This window comes from Neorhizobium sp. T7_12, assembly GCF_002968535.1.
GTDB lineage: Bacteria > Pseudomonadota > Alphaproteobacteria > Rhizobiales > Rhizobiaceae > Neorhizobium > Neorhizobium tomejilense.
On sequence record NZ_PVBK01000027.1, the window covers coordinates 16,297 to 33,546 of the forward strand.

Here is a 17,250-nt window from a genome sequence, read left to right on the forward strand (position 1 = left end):
TCAGTCGTCCGGGAAGAGGATGGCTTCGTAATCCTGGGCGGCGTTCAGGATATTGAGAATGTAGACATTGGCATCATCGACACGATAATAAATCACGTAATTCCCGTGGGGAACGCGGCGTATATCGGCGTGTTGCAACCGAGAAAGAAGCGGAAATCGGAACGGCATCCTCGCCAGACTCTGGCACCGCAAGAGCAGTTCCTCGACAAAGCTTTCCGCCCGCGAAGGATTGAACTGAGCAATATAGTCACCGATGCGCTCGAAGTCCTCTTCGGCCTCGGACGTGATGACAACGATCACTTGCCGCCGTCTTTCGTCATCGCGGCATATTTAGCCTTCAAGCGAGCAGCAACCTCTTCAATAGGCTTGAAGCGCCCCGCTTCGACATCTGCCAGACCCCGAGCCAACGCGGCGTCCAACGCCAAAAGGCGTTTCTCGCGTTCTTCGACCAGCCGCACGCCTTCGCGCAGGACCTCGCTACGGGAATTGTAGCGGCCGGACTTCACCAGTTCGTCGACGTAGCTTTCGAGATGCTGTCCAAGATTTGCGCTGCTTGCCATGGTCCTTCTCCGTTCATCGGAGAATACCAAAACCAATAACTATTATCAACGTCACCCCGGAACCTTCAGCTCCATGCAGGTCAGATCCAGCCAGCGGCCGAACTTGGTGCCGACCTCGGAAAACGTGCCGGCGGTGCGGAAGCCGAGTTTTTCGTGCAGGCCGATCGAGGCGGTGTTTCCAGCCTCGATGCAGGCGACCATGACGTGGATGTTGTTTTCGGAGGCGCGGGCGATCAGCTTCCGCATCAGCAGCCGGCCGATGCCGGCGCCGTGGAAATCGCGGTGGACGTAGACGGAATGCTCGACCGTGTGGCGGAACCCGTCGAAGGCGCGCCAGTCGCCGTAAGAAGCGTAACCGGCGACCTTGCCGCCGACATCCGCCACGAGGACTGGAAAGCCCCGCGCCTTGCGGGCGGCGAACCATTCCTTGCGGTTCTCAAGGTCAACCAGCACGTCGTTCCAGATCGCCGTCGTGTTGGCGACCGCGTCGTTGTAGATCTCCATGACGGTCGGGAGATCGGCTTCGGTGGCGTCGCGTACAAGGGGTTCGGTCATCAGGTTTCGTCCATCATGATACTCGTTTGTCCATTATATCAGACGATCGAATGACGAGTCCAGATTTGCTGGTCTGCTCTTTGGATAACTTCATTGGAATCGATGCGGGAGGGGCAAGCGCGGTATCTGCTGATGGTCCTGGCTTGCCGACGGAATGCGGGAGTAGCGAGCCTGAAGCCGGTCGGCTACCCGCGATAAACCGAACCCTGGATCAAAAGCCGCCGGAGAGGCTGAAGCAGGTCATGACCGCGCCGTAGTGGACGGCGGCGGCGGCGACGACGAACCCGTGCCAGATGGCGTTCTGGAACCGCAGCCGTTCCCAGACGTGGAAGATCACCCCAAGCGAATAGATGAAGCCGCCGATGACGATCAGCCACACGGTGACGGCCGGCAGATATTGCGAGATCGGGCCGGCGACCATCACGCCGCTCCAGCCCATGGCGAGGTAGAGCAGGATCGTCAGCTTGTCGAAACGGCCGGGAAACAGGCATTTCAGCGTGATGCCGAAAATGGCCGTCGCCCAGATCGCCATAAGCATGGCGAATATCCAGGGGTCGTGCGCGCCGCGTTGCAGGAACGGGGTATAGGTCGCGGCGATCAGGATGAAGATCGCCGAATGGTCGAGCCGCCGCAGCACCCATTTGGTGCGCGAGTGAGGCCAGATATTGTAGGTGAACGAGATCGACAGGCAGATGATCAGGCCGAGGCCGTAGATCCAGGCAGCGGCGATCTCGCCATGGCTCGACCAGACGGTCGCGTAGAAGATCAGAGCGGTGGCGCCGACAAGCGCAAACACGATGCCGACGCCGTGGATGATGCCGTCCGCGACGATCTCGTGAAAATCGTATTTCCGCCCGAAATTGAAAAACTCGTTCATCCGACCTTCCGCCTGCATGGATCTAAGAATGAGCATGACCAGGGAGGAAGGCAAGAGAGGGCGGATTCACATTCCATTTCCTGCGTTAAAGTTCGGCCGGCACCTCGGCGGCGCAGGTCTGGCAAAGGGGCGTGTGCGGCACGGCATCGAGGCGCTTTTCGGCGATCGGCTGGCCGCATCTGGCGCAGATGCCGAACGTGCCGGCAGCGATGCGGTGAAGTGCCGCATCGATCGCCGCAAGCTCCCGTTCGCCGGTTTCGCCGAGTTCTTCCAGCACCTCGTCATTGTTGCGTTCGACGGCACGGTCGTCGTCGTCAGGGTTGCGGGGTGTGACGAAATCCTGTTCGATGCGGTTCAGGCGGCTTTCCAGCTCCGCCTTTCTCGCCCTCAGAACGCTGCCATATCTTGTCGTATCCATGGGTCCGTTCCTTCTCAGCGGTCGACGAGGACCGAGCACGTGGCGTGGCGCACGACGCGGTCGGCGGTGGCCCCGATCAGATAGTTCGAGAGGTCCGGGATATGCGAGGCGACGATGATCAGGTCGGCATCCTGATCCACCGAAGCGGCCAGGATTTCGCGCGCCGGCGCGCCCTGGCGGATCTCGATATCGGCTTCGATGCCGGCTTTCCGGCGAAGCTCGACGAGCTGCCGTTCGGCATCCTGGCGGGCTACGACCGTCAGATCGACGGTCAGCTCGGAGACGAGATAAGCGGGCATGTCCTCGACCACGTTGACGATCAGGATCGTGCCGTCCTTGTCGAGCAGGTTCGCTGCGGTGAGCAGGATGCGCTCGCCCTTTTCCAGAGCGGAGACATCCACTGCGACGATAATCTTTTTGTACATGCGATCTCCCTTCACGTCTTTCGGCCGATCCTAGCGTCGCCTGCCCAAAGCCGCCTTGATCAGGGTCAAACGCCCGTTGATCGTCTACAATTTGGAGACGATCAATCGCCGTTTTGCGCTCTTTCGTGAACGATGGGCATGGGCCATATAGGTTGCAACAGGGCGCTTCACCCCGCCCGATGTCAGAGAGGATTTCGATATGTCCGATGTCACGCAGCCCTTTGCACTGACCCGTCCCGCCCATGTCCGCGGCGCGCATCTGGTCGTCAGCGACCTGGCCCTGGTTTCCGGTTTCTACCAGAACATCATCGGCCTGAAGGTCATCGAGAAGAGCCCTAGCGGCGAAGTGCTGGGCGTCGGCGGCCAACCGCTCCTGACACTTTCGACCGGCAAAAACGTCGCCCGCGCGCCGCGCAATGCAGCCGGCCTGTTCCACACCGCCTTCCTGGTGCCGAACCGGCAGGAGCTTGCCCACTGGCTGGCCCATTCCGCCCACAACAATATCCGGCTGGAGGGCGCTTCCGACCACCTCGTCAGCGAGGCGATCTATCTGTCCGACCCCGAGGGCAACGGTATCGAGATCTACCGCGACCGAACCCCGCAGGAATGGGCCTATCAGCCGGACGGCACGATCGCCATGGCGACGGAACGCCTGAACCTCCAGGAACTCTACAACAGCGCTCCGAAGCATGCCTTTGACGGCATGGCGGATGGCACCGCCGTCGGCCACATCCATCTGCAGGTCGGCGATATCCCGCAGGCAGATGCCTTCTACCGCGACGTGCTGGGCCTGAAGATCATGGCGCGGTATCCGGGCGCCAGCTTCTTTGCGACCGGCGACTACCACCACCATATCGCCGCCAATATCTGGAACAGCCGCGGCGCGCAGGCCCGCGAAGGCAATATGACCGGGCTCTCGGACTACACCGTCCGGTTCAATGACAAGTCCGCGCTCGACAGGGCGCTGACGGCACTCGATACCCAGGAGATCGCCGCCACCAAAACTGCCGAAGGCTGGTCGCTGAAGGACCCCTGGGGCATCGGCCTGACGCTCGCCGCCTGAGCGCAGCCACCCGGTTTTGCTGACAAGCGGCGTTCCGGAACCGGAGCGCCGCTTTCGCGTTGAGAGCGATCACGGGGACCTCTGGACATGACAATCATGAGTGCGCGCGGCAATGGCAAGCTGAAGAAACACCTGACGGACATGTCGGCGCAACGCAAGGAGGCGGTCCTACGTCCGGAAGATATCGAGGCCGCCGAGAACCTGCCGCTTGGGCGCGAGGCGCTCGACGTTGCGATGGCATGGGCGGTGATCGGCATTTTCGCGATCGTGTTCTTCTCGCTCGTCCATTACATGTCGCTGATCCTGATCCCCGTCACGCTCGCCATCGTGGTCGGTCTGATCCTCGGGCTGGTCGCAGATCGCCTCGGCAAGGCGGGCGTGCCCCGTTTCGGCATTGCCTTCATCCTATCGACGCTGGTCTTCGCGGCCCTGTTCCTGATCATCAATTCGCTCGCCGAACCGGTCGCGACGCTGATCCAGGAAGGCCCGAGCTTCATCGAGCGGACTATCAACCGCATCAAGCCGTTCCTCGAAAGCCAGCATTGGATCAACGTCTCGCCCGCGACATTCGAGACGGGGCCGATGTCGATGCAGTCGCTGATCGAGAATTCCGGAAACATCCTCGGCATCGTCACCGCCAACCTGACGCCGGCGATCATCCAGGGGATGATCTTCTTTGCGGCCCTGCTGCTCTTCCTCTACGGCCGGGTGCGGCTGCGGCGCACTATCATTCTCGCCTTTCCGACACGCCGCCAGCGGCTGATGGCCATCCGGGTGCTCAACTCGATCGACCAGGTGCTCGGTTATTATTTCGCGACCGCCAGCCTTCTCTACCTGGGGCTCGGGGTCGTGATGGCGCTGATCGCCTATTTCGGCGGGCTTTCCATGCCGGTCCTGTGGGGCCTGTTCGCCTTCGTCTCGAGCTTCATCCCGTTCCTCGGCATCACACTGATGACCGTTTCGGTGGCGATCGCCGGCATTCTTACCCACGACGCACTCTTCCTCGGCCTGATCCCGGCGATTATCTTCTTCACCATCCACCTTGCGATGGAGAACCTGCTCTTCCCGGCGATCATGGGCCGGCAATGGGAGATCAATCCCTTCATCGTCTTCATCGCCATCCTGTTCTGGACCTGGATGTGGGGCGCGGTCGGGGCGATGCTCGCCCTGCCGCTTTCCCTGATCATGATGACGGTGCTGACCGAACTTTTCCCCGACCGGAAGACCGTGCCGCACCTGCCGGGATGACCTCGTTCGTCGAGATATTACCCTACTCGTAGAGGTAATACTTTTCCCACTCCTCACGCGGGACCTTCGAGCCGATCTTGTAGTCGAAGGACATCACTTTCAGGCCTTCGTCGCCGGTCTCGCATTTGTATTTGAGCCGGTACCAGTCGCCGGCGCTGCGAAAAACAGCGCCCGGGGCACGGATGGCGTTGCCGGCCTCGATCGGATCTCCAAACGTGTAGGCAATCACCTTGTCCGGTTTGAACTCGCCCTTGTTGTCCTGCTTGATGCGATCCATCGCCTCGATATCGCAGCGCTGTTCGCGTCGCTCGTCCGGGGCGAGCGCATCGAGCTGTCGGACGATGCGGGCATCGAGCGCATGCGCCGGCAGGGCGGAAAGAAGGGCCAGCGCGGCCAGTGACCAGGTTTTTATCATGTCATTTCCTATCCAATATGACTCGGACGGGCGGAAACTATGAGACGGCTACGCGATTGACCACCTACCAGAACGGGAAATAGGATGATGTGATCGGGTGGAGGTAATGGGGCTGGATGACGGACAGTGCGCTTTCTGATGCGAAGAAGGAACAGATCAAATTGCGTGCGACATTCCTGAACAATATCGGGATCGGTGCCATTCTGATCGGCGTGTTCACGCCGATCGTTCGGGCGATGTACGAGCCTTCCGCAGCGTCGGGAGATCTGGTCTCCATCGGCGGAACCATGGCGGTTTGCTTTTTATTCGGGGGAGCATTACATTTTGCGGGTAGTTGGATCTTAAGAGGGCTCAGCAAATGACAAGTGAGCAAATAATCCTGCTTCTGATGCCGGCGGTTGCTTTGGCGTTCGTCGTTGCTTTCGTATTCTGGCAGAGCTGGCTTGACGGCGTGCTTCCAAATCAGAAGCCTAAGAAGAAGTAAGCTCGCCCTCGCCTCCCCGCTTGCCTAGCGCCTAAGCGCCCCCTATCTCTGGCACTCCTCGCCTCACAACCGGAGTGCTTCCTTGGCCACCTCCCGCATATCGCCCTTCGCCAATCTTCCCGCCGCTCCCGTTGCGCCCAAGAAGCCGGTCTCCGATACCCGCCACGGCATTACCCGCAGTGACGACTATGCCTGGTTCCGGGCCGATAACTGGCAGGCGATGTTCAAGGATCCGTCGCTCCTCGATCCGGAAATCCGCAAGCACCTGGAGGCCGAGAACGCCTATATGGAAGCGGCCATGGGCGACACGGCCGAGCTGCAGAAAAAGCTGTTTGCCGAAATGCGCGGCCGCATCAAGGAAGACGACAGCTCCGTGCCGATGAAGGACGGAGCCTTTGCCTACGGAACGCTTTATGTCACCGGCGGCGAGCAGCCGCATTATTTCCGCACGCCGCGCGATGGCGGGGACAAACAGCTGCTGCTCGACGGCGACAAGGAAGCGGTGGGCAAGGATTATTTCCGGCTTTCCGGCATCGACCACACAAACGACCATTCCCGGGGCATCTGGGGTTATGACGACAAGGGTTCGGAATACTTCACCCTGCGCATCCGTGACCTCACGACGGGAGAGGATCTTTCCGACGTGGTCGAGAATACCGGCGGCGGCGGCATCTGGGGGCCTGACGGCAAGAGCTTCTTCTACACGCTGCAGGACGAGAACCACCGCCCCTCGAAGGTCTTCCACCACGTCGTCGGCCAGCCGCAGTCGGAAGACCGCCTGGTCTACGAGGAGGAGGATCCGGGTTTCTTCATGGGCGTCGGCGGCTCGCTGCTCGACGACTTCATCTATATCGACATCCACGACCACGAGACGTCGGAATACCGGCTGCTCTCAACCAAGGACCTGACGGCGGAACCGGCGCTGGTCGCCGAACGTGAGGAAGGCATCGAATATTCGATGACCGAAGGCGGCGACGTCTTCTACATCCTCACCAATGACGGCGATGCGAAGGATTTCAAGATCTGCCAAACGCCGGTGACGGCGCCGGGCAAGGAGAACTGGACCGAGGTCGTGCCGCACGAGCCCGGCCGGCTGATCATCAGCCACATGGCGTTTGCCCGTTATCTTCTGTGGCTGCAGCGCAAGGACGGACTGCCGCAGATCATCATCCGCGACCGGACGACCGGCGAGGAACATGCGATCGCCTTTGCCGAAGAGGCCTATTCGCTCGGCCTGCAGGGTGCCGCCGAATACGACAGCGACGTGATCCGCTTTTCCTATTCGTCGATGACGACGCCGAGCCAACTCTACGACTACGACATGAGGACCCGCGAACGGGTTCTCCTGAAGACACAGGAAGTGCCGTCGGGCCACAATCCGGACGACTACATCACCCGCCGGGTGATGGCGCCGGCGCATGACGGCGAACTGGTGCCGGTCTCGCTGCTCTACCGGAAAGATACGCCGCTCGATGGGTCGGCGCCCTGCCTGCTCTATGGCTACGGCGCCTACGGGATCACCATTCCGGCCGGGTTCTCGACCAATAACCTGTCGCTCGCCGATCGCGGCTTCGTTTATGCCATCGCCCATGTGCGCGGCGGCAAGGACAAGGGTTTTGCCTGGTACGAGACCGGCAAGATGGAGCACAAGCAGAACACGTTCAAAGACTTCATCGCCGCTGCTGACTATCTGAATCAGGAGAAGTTCACGTCTTACGCGAACATCATCGCCGAAGGCGGTTCGGCCGGCGGCATGCTGATGGGCGGCATCGCCAACATGGCGCCGGAAAAATTCGCCGGCATCATTGCGGCCGTACCCTTTGTCGACGTGCTCAACACCATGCTCGACGACACGCTGCCGCTCACCCCGCCAGAATGGCCGGAATGGGGCAACCCGATCGAGAGCCTCGAAGAATACCAGTGGATCGCCGCCTACTCGCCTTACGACAATGTCGAGGCGAAACCCTATCCGCCGATCCTGGCCATTTCCGGCCTGACCGACCCGCGCGTCACCTACTGGGAACCGACCAAGTGGGTTGCGAAGGTCCGCGAATTCTCGACCGGCACCGCACCGATCCTCTTGAAGACCAACATGGCAGCGGGGCATGGCGGCAAATCGGGCCGCTTCCAGCGACTAGAGGAGATCGCCTTCGAATATGCGTTTGCGATCAAGGTAGCGGGGAAGGTGTAGCTGCCTTGAGGGGCGGCGGCATATTGAACGTCGACTGATCGCGGGCAACACCTTTGTTCCCTCATTCCTGTGCTTGTCACAGGAATCCAGCCACGCGAAGTCCTTCGCGTGAAAGGGGCCTTCCGCGCCGCAGACGCGGCGCTGCTGGATCCCTGTGACAAGCACAGGGATGAGGAGAGGTGAGTATGTAGCCCTTTCCCACTTTACGGCTGAGGGAAGGCAGGAGGAGAAGCCACATGACCGTCTACATTGCCCTGCTCCGCGCGGTGAACGTCGCCGGCACGGCACTCCCAATGACCGAACTCAAGGCGATCTGCGAAACCCTCGGCTTCACGGACGTGAAAACCTATATCCAGAGCGGCAACGTGCTGTTCCGGTCCGAAGAGACGGAGGCCATGGTCGCCGAGAAGCTTGACGACGCGCTGGGCAGGAAATTCGGCAGGAAGCCGGGCGTCATGGTGCGCTCGACGCGGGAGATGGAGGCGATTGCCGAGAACGCGCCCTTCCCCGATGCCAAGCCGAATTTTCTGCTCGTGCATTTCCTGCCCGAAAAGGCCTCGAACGATGCGCTCGACAAGATGGTCGCGCCGGATGGCGAGGAGGCGGTCGCCGCCGGGCGCGAGATCTATGTCCACTATCCTGTCGGCTCGGGCAAATCGAAGCTGAAGCTTCCCGCCCTGAAACCGGGCACGTCGCGCAATCTCAATACGGTTCGCAAGCTCGCCGAAATGGCACGGGCGATGGAATAGGTGAACGGATGATGGGCATCATCATTCCGATCGTCTGTTATGCTGTCATCTTTCAGATCCCGGGCGTGGCTCAGACTTCGCCCGCCAGAGCGACTTTACCCTGAGCGGCCGGGACCCCCAGGGCGATATCCGACAGGTTTATCAGCGACTAGAACGGATAAGGAACGCACCGAACAGCCGTTCATTGTCATTTTTTTGTCAAGCCCCTGCCGTCAATCGGCAATCCCGGACGCAAGCCTCGCGCAAGCTTCGTGCGTTAACTATTTGTTAACCATTCTGAACACGGGCGTTGCGCCATGAAGATCGATAGCGGCCTCAACGGCTATTATTATCCCAACCGGGCACAAGAGATGGACCGGAAAGTCGAGGAAGCGCCTCAGCGTGAGGCTGCGGCATTCCAGCGGTCCCCCAATGCCTTGACGGGAAGCGCCACGCTGCTGTCGTCTTCGCTTGCCAATGCGCTCTGGGTCATGGAAATCGACGACGCGGGCTCCGCAAACGTCGACACGCAGGGCCGATCCGTCGCCCAGGACTGGGTCGAAGATCGCTATCAGGAATTCGCGGAATTCTAAGACATCCCGCTACGCCGTTCCGGCGGGCGTGACTTCCACCGTGACATGCGACAAATCCCGGATGCCCCGGAGCTTATCCTTGTAGAAGGACGGCGCCTGGGGTTTTGGCGTGACCAGCGCGACAATCGCCGCATGGTGCCCCGGACCAAGCTGCCAGACATGCAGGTCCGAAATCCTGTCCTCCTCCGTCTCGACGCTCCGGCGAATCCTGCCGGCCAGTTCCGCGTCATCCGGTTGCGCGTCCAGCAATACCGTCGCGGTCACGCGGATCAGCCCCCAGGACCAGCGCGCGATCACCAGACCACCGACGACGCCCATGACCGGATCGAGCCAGGCCCAGCCATAGGACCGGCCGAGAATGAGCGCGACGATCGCCAGAACAGAGGTCAGCGCGTCGGCAAGGACATGCAGATAGGCGGCGCGCAGATTGTGGTCCTTGGCAGCCCCGTGCGCATGGGCGCCATGGTGACCGTGATGTCCATGATGGCCGCCATGATGATGACCGCCGTCATGCGCATGGCCGCCATGATGAGACCGGCCATGATCCTCCCGCAGCAGCCAGGCGCTGAGCAGGTTGACCGCGAGCCCGACCACGGCGACGAGGATCGCCTGGTCGAAATCGATCGCCACCGGATTGGCGAGGCGGACAAAACTTTCCCAGGCGATCAGCAGCGCGATCAGGGCGAGCACGATGGCGCTTGCGAAGCCGGCGAGATCGCCAAGCTTGCCGGTGCCGAACGTGTAGCGCGGATTGCGGGCCTGGCGGCGGGCATAGAGATAGGCGAGCGCCGCAATCAGCATGGCGCCGGCATGGGTGGACATGTGCCAGCCGTCGGCGGTCAGCGCCATCGAGCCGAAGATCGAGCCGGCAACGATTTCCGCCACCATCATCGTCGCCGTCAGCGCGATTACCAGCCAGACCTTGCGCTCGTTGCGCTCATGGTCGGCGCCCAGAAACACGTGCTCATGCTTCAGCTCCTCGACGGGATCGGGCATGGTCTTCTCCTTCGTCTCAATCAGCGGATATAGGTGCGGAGCGCATCGGCGAGTTCGTCGACCGCCTGCGCCCTCTGTTTCTCGTCATCCGCATGCAGGACATGCTCGCGCAGATGATCCTCCATAACTTCACCGGTGAGCCCGGAAAGCGCGCCACGGATCGAGGCGAGCAATTGCAGCACCTCGCCGCAGGGCGCCTCGGCTTCCAGCGCCCGCTCGACCGCCTCCATCTGCCCCTTCAACCGGCGCACCCGCGCCAGAAGCTTTGCCTGTTCCCGAATGGTATGCGCCACGAGCGTCTCCATGTAATATAGGGGAGTACCCTATATTACCGTTCGCCGCCGACACAAGTCAGAATCCGAAAGCTCCGTGCAGGTTTCGGGACCTAAGCCGCTAGTGGTCTCATACGAGGAGAGTCGCGATGACGACAATTGGAAGCACCAATCCTTATTACGCATCTCTTTACGGTATCCTTGGCAAGAACGGCGGCGACAAGAACGGTTCGGGAAACGCCAACGACTACGCGGCGCCGCGGCAGTCGGTCTCGGGTGGCATGACCGGCAGCGATACGGTGTTCGGCGCAAAGCTGGCCGATAGCCTCTGGACGATGGAAAGCCAGGGCGCCGAGGTCGATCAGGACGCCGGCGACACCTGGCTCGGCGAGGCGCCTGCGACGAGATACGAGGACGAGTTCATGGATCTGGCCAAGAAGACCCTGGCCGAGCGCATCCGCGAACAGTATCTCAAGGACAAGGATCTTACCGAAGACGATCTCAAGACCATGTCGGCGGAAGACCGCGAGGCGATCGAAGCGGATATCCGCAAGGCGATCCTCGAAGCCATGGGCGTCAACGACCAGAAGCAGGAGGCCGCGATGGACATGGGCGGCGACCCGGCGGCACTGGCACAGGGCAACGCGCAGAAGCAGCAGTTGCAGCAGCAGAACGGCACGGAGGACGACCCGCTGTTCTCCCTGTAAGGTTATAAGGCTTTCGGCGGCTGCGGCCTTGTCAGTCAGGGCTGTAGCCGTTTTACGTTGGGCGATCGGCGCCATGCCCCCGCTTGCCTTCATGCCGGTGACTGACTAGATAATTCCTCCAGTGACTAGAGCTTCAAGAGGAATTTTCAGCCATGCTGTCGATCGGCGATCTTTCGAAACGCACCGGCGTCAAGGTGCCGACCATCCGCTATTACGAGCAGATGGGCCTCATCGAAGCGGCCGAGCGTTCGGAAGGCAACCAGCGGCGTTATGAGCGGCACGACCTCGAGCGGCTGGCCTTCATCCGCCATGCCCGCGACCTCGGCCTCGATATTCCGGCGATCCGCGAACTGATCGCGCTCAGCCAGCACCCCGACCTCCCTTGCGTCAACGCCGACAGGATCGCCGCCGATCATCTGATCGCCGTTCGTGAAAAGATCGAAAAACTGAAGAAGCTGGAACACGAACTCGAACGGATCATCTCACACTGCGACGGCCATTCGATCGAGGATTGTTATGTGATCCGGGCGCTATCGGACCACGGGCTGTGCGAGGGGGAGCATTGAGAGCGGGTCAGAGGCGTTCTTCGAGAATCTCGGTGGTTGCCAAGCGGCCGTTGTAGAAGAAGCCTAAAATGACGACCTGTTCCTGCTGAACGACGAAGGCGATGCTGAGGCTGCGACGATAACCTATGATCCGCAGCCCCGGAACAGGTCCTTCGCGGGCAGTTCCCCGCTCGGGAAATTCGGCCATGTCCTCAACGAATTTACGGATGCCGACAACGTAATTCCAGGCGACGGGCGGACCTGCCCGATCGGCGATGTAGTCATATAGCGCGTCGAATTCTTCCTCAGCCTTTTCGTGAATGATGATCGTGCGCCGCATCGCCTATTTGGCTTTCGCCACGCGAGCATGATGCTTGGCTTCAAGCCGAGCGAAAGCGGTATCGAGCGGCACGCCTTTCGAAGCATCCGCCTGCAACTCCTCGAACCGCGAGGGAATTTCGTTGCGAAGCCAGTTATCTCGAGCCTCTTCGAAATCCTCGAGCATGCGCAGGCCGGCGCGTACGACTTCGCTCGCGTTGTTATAACGTCCCGACTCCAGCTGCTTCTTGATAAAGCGCTCATAATGCTCGTTCAGTGCTATGCTGGCCATCGTGTTTTGTCCTCCTACGGATAGCGAGAATGTAACATCTATTGTTATTATATGGTAGCGAGCTGTTGCCAGTATGGGCCATGCCCTGTCAGTCAAATAACCTGGATTCAACCGGTGACCGGGGCATGGCGGAGGCGATCGTGGCGGCGGCCAGCGGTTTCGCGGATGGTGCTTGACAAGATTTGAGATCGGGAGCATCTAGGCGCCATGATCAACGCGCGCACAACCATCGCCTGCTCGTATTTTTGGGCCTTCCTTTAAGGGGCGGCTCGACAGATCACCATGTCAACAAGCCGCCGTCAGGCGGCTTTGTTGTTTCAAACGGCACCTGACGGCGAGAAGACCGAAAAAGGATGCCGGAAATGACTGAAGATACCGATATTACCCTGCCCCGCCCGTCGGTCGTGACGATCCGCAGCGCGAAATCGCGCGACCTGCCGGAACTCAACGAGATGATCGCGCTGCTTGCCGCGCATCACAACGATCCCGCCGGCATCACACCTGAAAAGCTCGAGCGCGACCTGTTCGGCGCGATGCCGTGGATCAGCGCGCTTGTCGCCGATACCGGCTCGGATCTGATCGGCTACGCCATCCTCGTGCCGCTCTACCGGGCGCAGGAAGGCACCCGCGGCATGGACCTGCACCATCTCTTCGTGCGCGACGGCCATCGCGGCCACGGCATCGGTCAGCACCTGGTCACGCGCGCCCGCGAGATCGCCAAGAATGCCGGCTGCGACTATCTTTCGGTCAGCGCCGCCACCGGCAATTTCGCGGCCCACCGCTTCTACGAACACATGGATTTCAAGCCGCGCCCGGTCACCGGCATGCGCTACACGCAGGCGCTGGCGTGATATCCGCGGCCGAGGCCTATCCGGCGGCCTTGGCCAGGATTCCCACATAATCGTCGACCGCCTCGTGGAAGGCGGTCTCGGCATGAAAGCCGACGAGATCGGCAATGCCCGCGATATGCCCGACGAAGATTTCGTCTTCGGCATCGAATTCGATGACGGCGTAATGGCCCTTGTATTTCCGTAGGTTCATGGCTTCGTTCCCGAACTCGTTCGTCATTCCGGAAAACGGCTGAGATGTTCGTGAATGATCTTCCACTCCGAGCCCTCCTTGCGTAGCACGGTCGTACCGCGCCCCTCCCCTTCGAAGGTCTTGCCGTCGATATCCGCTTTCCACCGGAAGCGATAGGTGCAACTCGCGGCCTCGGCGCCAACGGCAATCCAGGTCACGTCCTCCAGCCAATAGATTTCGTTTTGGAGGTTTCTCCACGTCTCCTCGAATGCCGCCCTTATTTCGGCAATTCCGCTATGAGTGCCGTCCGTGAACCAGAAGGTCGCTTCGGGCGAGATCACCGGTTCAACCTCGTCGAAGCGGCGAAGATTGATCCTCGTCTCGTAGAGTTTCATGTGATCCTGCGGACCCATAGCGTACCCCCTACCGCGACGGCACAGCCTTCAGATAGGCCGCAATCGCTTCCAGATCGCCTTTCGGCAGATGCGCGATATTCTGCTGTACCTCGACCATGGAGCCGCCGACGGTGTCGAAATCCGGGGTGAAACCGGTTTCGAGGTAACCGGCGATGTCGCTCTCGCTCCAGGAGCCGATATCCTGCGAGCCCGGCGTGATGTTGGGGATAGTTCCCTTGCCTTCCGGGTTGGGGCCGCCGGCGAGCCAGCGGTCGGGGAGAAAACCGCCCGTCGCGTCGCGCGGCGTGTGACATTCGCCGCAATGGCCGGGACCTTCGACCAGGAACTGGCCGCGCTTGACCTTGTCGTCGGCAGAGGCAAGCTGCACCCGCGGCTGGTCGTTGAAATAGAGGAATTTCCAGCCGCCGACCGCGAGCCGGATGTTAAAGGGGAACGGCAGCTCGTGCGGCGGTGCGACGTTGCTGCTCGCCGGCAAGGTCTTCAGGTAACCGAAGAGATCGTTGATATCCTTGGCCGAAAGCCTCGAATAGGAGCCGTAGGGGAAGGACGGGAAGAGGTGTTCGCCGTCCGGCCCGACCCCGCGGTTCGTGGCATTGCCGAACTGCGCCAAGGTCCAGTTGCCGATGCCGGCATTCGGATCGGGCGAGATGTTGGGAATATGGAATGTCCCGAACGGGCTCGGCAGCGCCCTGCCGCCGGACAAGACCTTCAGGGCATCGCCGGTGGCGCCGGTCGCGGCATGACAGCTCGAGCAGCCGCCGGCCCAGAAGAGCTGTTCCCCCTTGGCGAGATCCGGCGCGCCGAGGCCTGCCCAATGGGAATCGGCATAGGGATCGGGTTTGGTCAGCGCCCAGGCCGTGGCAGCACCCGCCGCGACCACCACGACGCCCGCCGCCAGGATTTTTGACCATATCGATGCCATTGCCTTCATCCTCTGGCGTTACTTTGCAATGCAAGGACAGCCGCAGAAAACTGCGGCCGTCCCGATGCTAAGGCCGCGATCACTTCAGGCGAAAATTCTGATGGCAGGTATTGCAGCTGCCGCCGAGCGTCTGCAGGGCCTTGCCGACAGCGGCCTGGTCTGCCGGCATGGAAGCCAGAAGAGCCTCCGCATCGGATCCGAGCTTCTGGGCATTCGCCCGGAATTCGGCGTTCTTTTCCCAGATGGCCGGTGCGGCCTTGGTCTTGTCGCCGGTCTCGGAGCCTGCCGGGAACTGATCCGGGAAGGCCTTGATATTGGTGCTGATCGTGGTCAGCGCCGTGCGCACGGCAGCCTGGTCATAGGGCTTTTCGCCCTTGGCGATACCGCCCAGAGCGCCGGCTGCACCGCCGATACCCTTCATCAGTGCCTGGCGCTTGGCAATCGGCGTTTCCTGCGCGGTCACGGCCGTAAAGCCAAGACAGAGTACGGCCGCGGCGGCGGCAATCAGTTTAAGCTTCATCCATTCCTCTCCTCATCCAGCCGGTCACGCCGGCGCATTTTAGCGACCTCATGATTGCCGGCTTATGCGTTTGAAAAAAGTAACGTTTCTGTCATGAGGCCGCGAGCGTTCCGCCTGTTGCCGGGCAGGCACGGAATGTGAAGGAGATATGTCTGCCGAGACTGCCCAAGCCGTCATTCAGGCCGTCAACCCCTCCCAGAGCGTCAGCATGGAAACGGCAAGCAGCAGCAGGCCGGCGATCCGCCCAACCCAGATCGTCGCGCTGCCGTTGCCGACCAGGAATTGCCTCGCGTGGCCGGCGGCGACGGCGAGGCCGCCATAGATCGCGAGCTGGGTCCCAGCCGTCATCGCCGCCATGATTGTCGCCTGCGGGGCGAGCGGCCCGAAATCCGGCCGCAGGAACTGCGGGTAGACGGCGAGCATGAACAGATAGGCCTTCGGATTGATGAGGCAGGTGACCGCGCCGCGCCGGAACGCTTCCCAATTCGACCGCGTGTCCGCCGGACCGACATGATCGACGGTGATCGAACTGCGGATCAGGCTGACGCCGATCCAGGCCATGTAGAGCGCGCCGGCGATCAGCAGCGGCTTGAACAGGACCGGCATCAGGCTTGCAAGCAGGCCGACGCCAACCGCGCCATAAAGCGAGTGCACCAGCCCGCCGGCGATGATGCCGGCGGTGGCGGCAAGCCCCGCCGTACGCCCCCGGGTCAGCGAATTGGCAAGCACGAAGATCATGTCCATGCCCGGCACGACGATGATGCCGAACAGGAGGGTGAAAAAGAGCCAGAGGTTTTCGGTATAGGTCATGTCAGTTTCTTGAGCCTCGCAATGTCGGCTTCGAATGCCGAAGCCTTGTTTTTCAACCGGATATGCGGTCCTATACGGCAGCCCAACTGACAGCGTATTGTCAGTAGCGATCGTCTCGCCACAAGGAAAACCGACATGCGCAAGGCCTCGCGCCTGTTCGAGATCATCCAGATCCTCCGGCTCGCCAGAAAGCCGGTGACGGCGGCGGAAATCGCCTTGCAGCTGGAAGTCACCGTGCGCTCCATCTACCGGGATATCGCGGCCTTGCAGGCGATGCGGGTGCCGATCGAAGGTGGGCGCGGCATCGGTTATATCCTGCGGCCCGGCTTCACGCTGCCGCCGCTGATGCTGTCGATCGAGGAGACGGAGGCGATCGTGCTGGCGCTGGCGCTGCTGGAACGGACCGGCGACACGGAGCTGCGGCAGGCGGCCAAGCAGGTCAACCGCAAGATCGCCGCCGTGGTGCCGGCGCCGCTTGCCGGCACATTTTCCGCCAATGCGCTGCATGCCTGGGGCTCGATCGCGCCGGTGCCGGACGCGCTCGACCTTGCGATGGTGCGCCGGGCGATCCGCGACGAACAGAAGCTGGCGCTCGATTACCGCGATGAATATGCCCGGGCCACGGAACGGACGATCAGGCCGGTGGCGCTGATCTATTATTCGCAGACAGCCAATATCGTCGCCTGGTGCGAGCTCCGGCAGGCGATCCGCAATTTCCGCGCCGACCGGGTGGAGCATTGCGAACTGGCGGACAGCTTCTTCCGCGGCGAAGGCGAAAAACTGCGGTCGCTCTGGGTTCAGGGCTGGACCAGTCCGCCGATGTGAACGACCGGTATCCAGTGACCTTCGCCCTCCCCTGACAGCCGGCGGCTTTG

At 61.3% G+C, this 17,250-nt stretch carries 25 protein-coding genes and 1 pseudogene; 10 read left to right on the top strand and 16 right to left on the bottom strand.

From position 1 onward, the window contains the following. From C5J26_RS30085 to C5J26_RS30110, 6 genes are all read right to left on the bottom strand, one after another. The gene (locus C5J26_RS30085; RefSeq protein WP_046631410.1) at positions 1–300 is read right to left on the bottom strand and encodes a type II toxin-antitoxin system RelE/ParE family toxin; all 300 of its coding nucleotides are present in this window, start codon (positions 298–300) and stop codon (positions 1–3) included. Beyond that, a complete protein-coding gene (locus C5J26_RS30090) occupies positions 297–560 on the bottom strand; it encodes a type II toxin-antitoxin system ParD family antitoxin (protein ID WP_105405108.1) in 264 nt (87 codons plus the stop codon). Before C5J26_RS30090 ends, C5J26_RS30085 begins: the two co-directional genes overlap by 4 nt. A 51-nt stretch (positions 561–611) precedes the next feature. After that, on the bottom strand, positions 612–1,115 hold the full coding sequence (locus tag C5J26_RS30095) for a GNAT family N-acetyltransferase (protein WP_105405109.1): 504 nt from the start codon (positions 1,113–1,115) through the stop codon (positions 612–614). A 211-nt stretch (positions 1,116–1,326) separates the two neighbouring features. After that, complete coding sequence (locus tag C5J26_RS30100) at positions 1,327–1,992, bottom strand: hemolysin III family protein (protein ID WP_105405110.1); 666 nt, start codon at positions 1,990–1,992, stop codon at positions 1,327–1,329. An 85-nt stretch (positions 1,993–2,077) separates the two neighbouring features. Next, a complete protein-coding gene (locus tag C5J26_RS30105; protein WP_105405111.1) occupies positions 2,078–2,410 on the bottom strand; it encodes a TraR/DksA family transcriptional regulator in 333 nt (110 codons plus the stop codon). A 14-nt stretch (positions 2,411–2,424) separates the two neighbouring features. After that, on the bottom strand, positions 2,425–2,835 hold the full coding sequence (locus C5J26_RS30110; protein ID WP_105405112.1) for a universal stress protein: 411 nt from the start codon (positions 2,833–2,835) through the stop codon (positions 2,425–2,427). 199 nt (positions 2,836–3,034) lie between these two features. On the opposite strand from C5J26_RS30110, the gene C5J26_RS30115 reads away from it, so the two are divergent. Then, entirely contained in the window at positions 3,035–3,898 is an 864-nt protein-coding gene (locus C5J26_RS30115; RefSeq protein ID WP_105405113.1) for a VOC family protein, read from the top strand. Between the two features lie 141 nt (positions 3,899–4,039). Further along, a complete protein-coding gene (locus C5J26_RS30120; RefSeq protein ID WP_371681967.1) occupies positions 4,040–5,146 on the top strand; it encodes an AI-2E family transporter in 1,107 nt (368 codons plus the stop codon). A gap of 22 nt (positions 5,147–5,168) precedes the next feature. On the opposite strand, the gene C5J26_RS30125 is transcribed toward C5J26_RS30120, so the two are convergent. Continuing rightward, a complete protein-coding gene (locus C5J26_RS30125; RefSeq protein ID WP_105405115.1) occupies positions 5,169–5,561 on the bottom strand; it encodes a DUF930 domain-containing protein in 393 nt (130 codons plus the stop codon). A gap of 116 nt (positions 5,562–5,677) precedes the next feature. Between C5J26_RS30125 and C5J26_RS30130 the strand changes: the two genes are divergently transcribed. The 4 genes from C5J26_RS30130 (at position 5,678) to C5J26_RS30150 (ending at position 9,557) form a co-directional block, all read left to right on the top strand. After that, the gene (locus C5J26_RS30130) at positions 5,678–5,923 is read left to right on the top strand and encodes a hypothetical protein (RefSeq protein ID WP_105405116.1); all 246 of its coding nucleotides are present in this window, start codon (positions 5,678–5,680) and stop codon (positions 5,921–5,923) included. Positions 5,924–6,142: 219 nt separating this feature from the next. After that, on the top strand, positions 6,143–8,236 hold the full coding sequence (locus tag C5J26_RS30135) for a S9 family peptidase (protein WP_105405151.1): 2,094 nt from the start codon (positions 6,143–6,145) through the stop codon (positions 8,234–8,236). 236 nt (positions 8,237–8,472) lie between these two features. Then, a complete protein-coding gene (locus C5J26_RS30145) occupies positions 8,473–8,985 on the top strand; it encodes a DUF1697 domain-containing protein (protein ID WP_105405118.1) in 513 nt (170 codons plus the stop codon). Positions 8,986–9,281: 296 nt separating this feature from the next. Further along, a complete protein-coding gene (locus tag C5J26_RS30150; RefSeq protein ID WP_046631390.1) occupies positions 9,282–9,557 on the top strand; it encodes a hypothetical protein in 276 nt (91 codons plus the stop codon). 9 nt (positions 9,558–9,566) lie between these two features. On the opposite strand, the gene dmeF is transcribed toward C5J26_RS30150, so the two are convergent. Together dmeF and dmeR are read right to left on the bottom strand one after the other, a co-directional pair. Further along, the gene (dmeF, locus tag C5J26_RS30155) at positions 9,567–10,553 is read right to left on the bottom strand and encodes a CDF family Co(II)/Ni(II) efflux transporter DmeF (protein ID WP_105405119.1); all 987 of its coding nucleotides are present in this window, start codon (positions 10,551–10,553) and stop codon (positions 9,567–9,569) included. 20 nt (positions 10,554–10,573) lie between these two features. Continuing rightward, positions 10,574–10,858 carry a Ni(II)/Co(II)-sensing transcriptional repressor DmeR gene (gene dmeR, locus C5J26_RS30160; RefSeq protein WP_371412011.1) on the bottom strand — a complete coding sequence of 95 codons (285 nt, stop codon included), beginning with the start codon at positions 10,856–10,858 and terminating at the stop codon, positions 10,574–10,576. Between the two features lie 116 nt (positions 10,859–10,974). Here dmeR and C5J26_RS30165 point away from each other — a divergent pair, with 116 nt between their 5' ends. Continuing rightward, positions 10,975–11,532, top strand: a complete 558-nt coding sequence (locus tag C5J26_RS30165) for a hypothetical protein (protein WP_105405120.1) — start codon at positions 10,975–10,977, stop codon at positions 11,530–11,532. A gap of 152 nt (positions 11,533–11,684) precedes the next feature. After that, on the top strand, positions 11,685–12,098 hold the full coding sequence (locus C5J26_RS30170) for a helix-turn-helix domain-containing protein (protein WP_105405121.1): 414 nt from the start codon (positions 11,685–11,687) through the stop codon (positions 12,096–12,098). Between the two features lie 7 nt (positions 12,099–12,105). Here C5J26_RS30170 and C5J26_RS30175 read toward each other — a convergent pair whose 3' ends face one another. Further along, the gene (locus tag C5J26_RS30175) at positions 12,106–12,417 is read right to left on the bottom strand and encodes a type II toxin-antitoxin system RelE/ParE family toxin (RefSeq protein ID WP_105405122.1); all 312 of its coding nucleotides are present in this window, start codon (positions 12,415–12,417) and stop codon (positions 12,106–12,108) included. 3 nt (positions 12,418–12,420) lie between these two features. Continuing rightward, entirely contained in the window at positions 12,421–12,687 is a 267-nt protein-coding gene (locus C5J26_RS30180; protein WP_105405123.1) for a type II toxin-antitoxin system ParD family antitoxin, read from the bottom strand. Positions 12,688–13,049: 362 nt separating this feature from the next. Here C5J26_RS30180 and C5J26_RS30185 point away from each other — a divergent pair, with 362 nt between their 5' ends. Next, a complete protein-coding gene (locus C5J26_RS30185) occupies positions 13,050–13,538 on the top strand; it encodes an N-acetyltransferase family protein (RefSeq protein ID WP_371681965.1) in 489 nt (162 codons plus the stop codon). A gap of 43 nt (positions 13,539–13,581) precedes the next feature. On the opposite strand, the pseudogene C5J26_RS30190 reads toward C5J26_RS30185, so the two are convergent. The 5 genes and pseudogenes from C5J26_RS30190 to C5J26_RS30210 form a co-directional block, all read right to left on the bottom strand. Continuing rightward, positions 13,582–13,728, bottom strand: a pseudogene (locus C5J26_RS30190) (type II toxin-antitoxin system HicB family antitoxin); the annotation flags it as partial. A 23-nt stretch (positions 13,729–13,751) separates the two neighbouring features. Further along, a complete protein-coding gene (locus C5J26_RS30195) occupies positions 13,752–14,120 on the bottom strand; it encodes a DUF4440 domain-containing protein (protein ID WP_105405125.1) in 369 nt (122 codons plus the stop codon). Between the two features lie 10 nt (positions 14,121–14,130). Further along, on the bottom strand, positions 14,131–15,045 hold the full coding sequence (locus tag C5J26_RS30200) for a cytochrome c (RefSeq protein WP_105405126.1): 915 nt from the start codon (positions 15,043–15,045) through the stop codon (positions 14,131–14,133). A 79-nt stretch (positions 15,046–15,124) separates the two neighbouring features. Further along, entirely contained in the window at positions 15,125–15,565 is a 441-nt protein-coding gene (locus C5J26_RS30205) for a cytochrome c (RefSeq protein ID WP_046631374.1), read from the bottom strand. 177 nt (positions 15,566–15,742) lie between these two features. Next, a complete protein-coding gene (locus C5J26_RS30210) occupies positions 15,743–16,375 on the bottom strand; it encodes a LysE family translocator (RefSeq protein WP_105405127.1) in 633 nt (210 codons plus the stop codon). A gap of 135 nt (positions 16,376–16,510) precedes the next feature. Here C5J26_RS30210 and C5J26_RS30215 point away from each other — a divergent pair, with 135 nt between their 5' ends. Further along, a complete protein-coding gene (locus C5J26_RS30215; RefSeq protein WP_105405128.1) occupies positions 16,511–17,200 on the top strand; it encodes a YafY family protein in 690 nt (229 codons plus the stop codon). Positions 17,201–17,250 lie beyond the last annotated feature (50 nt).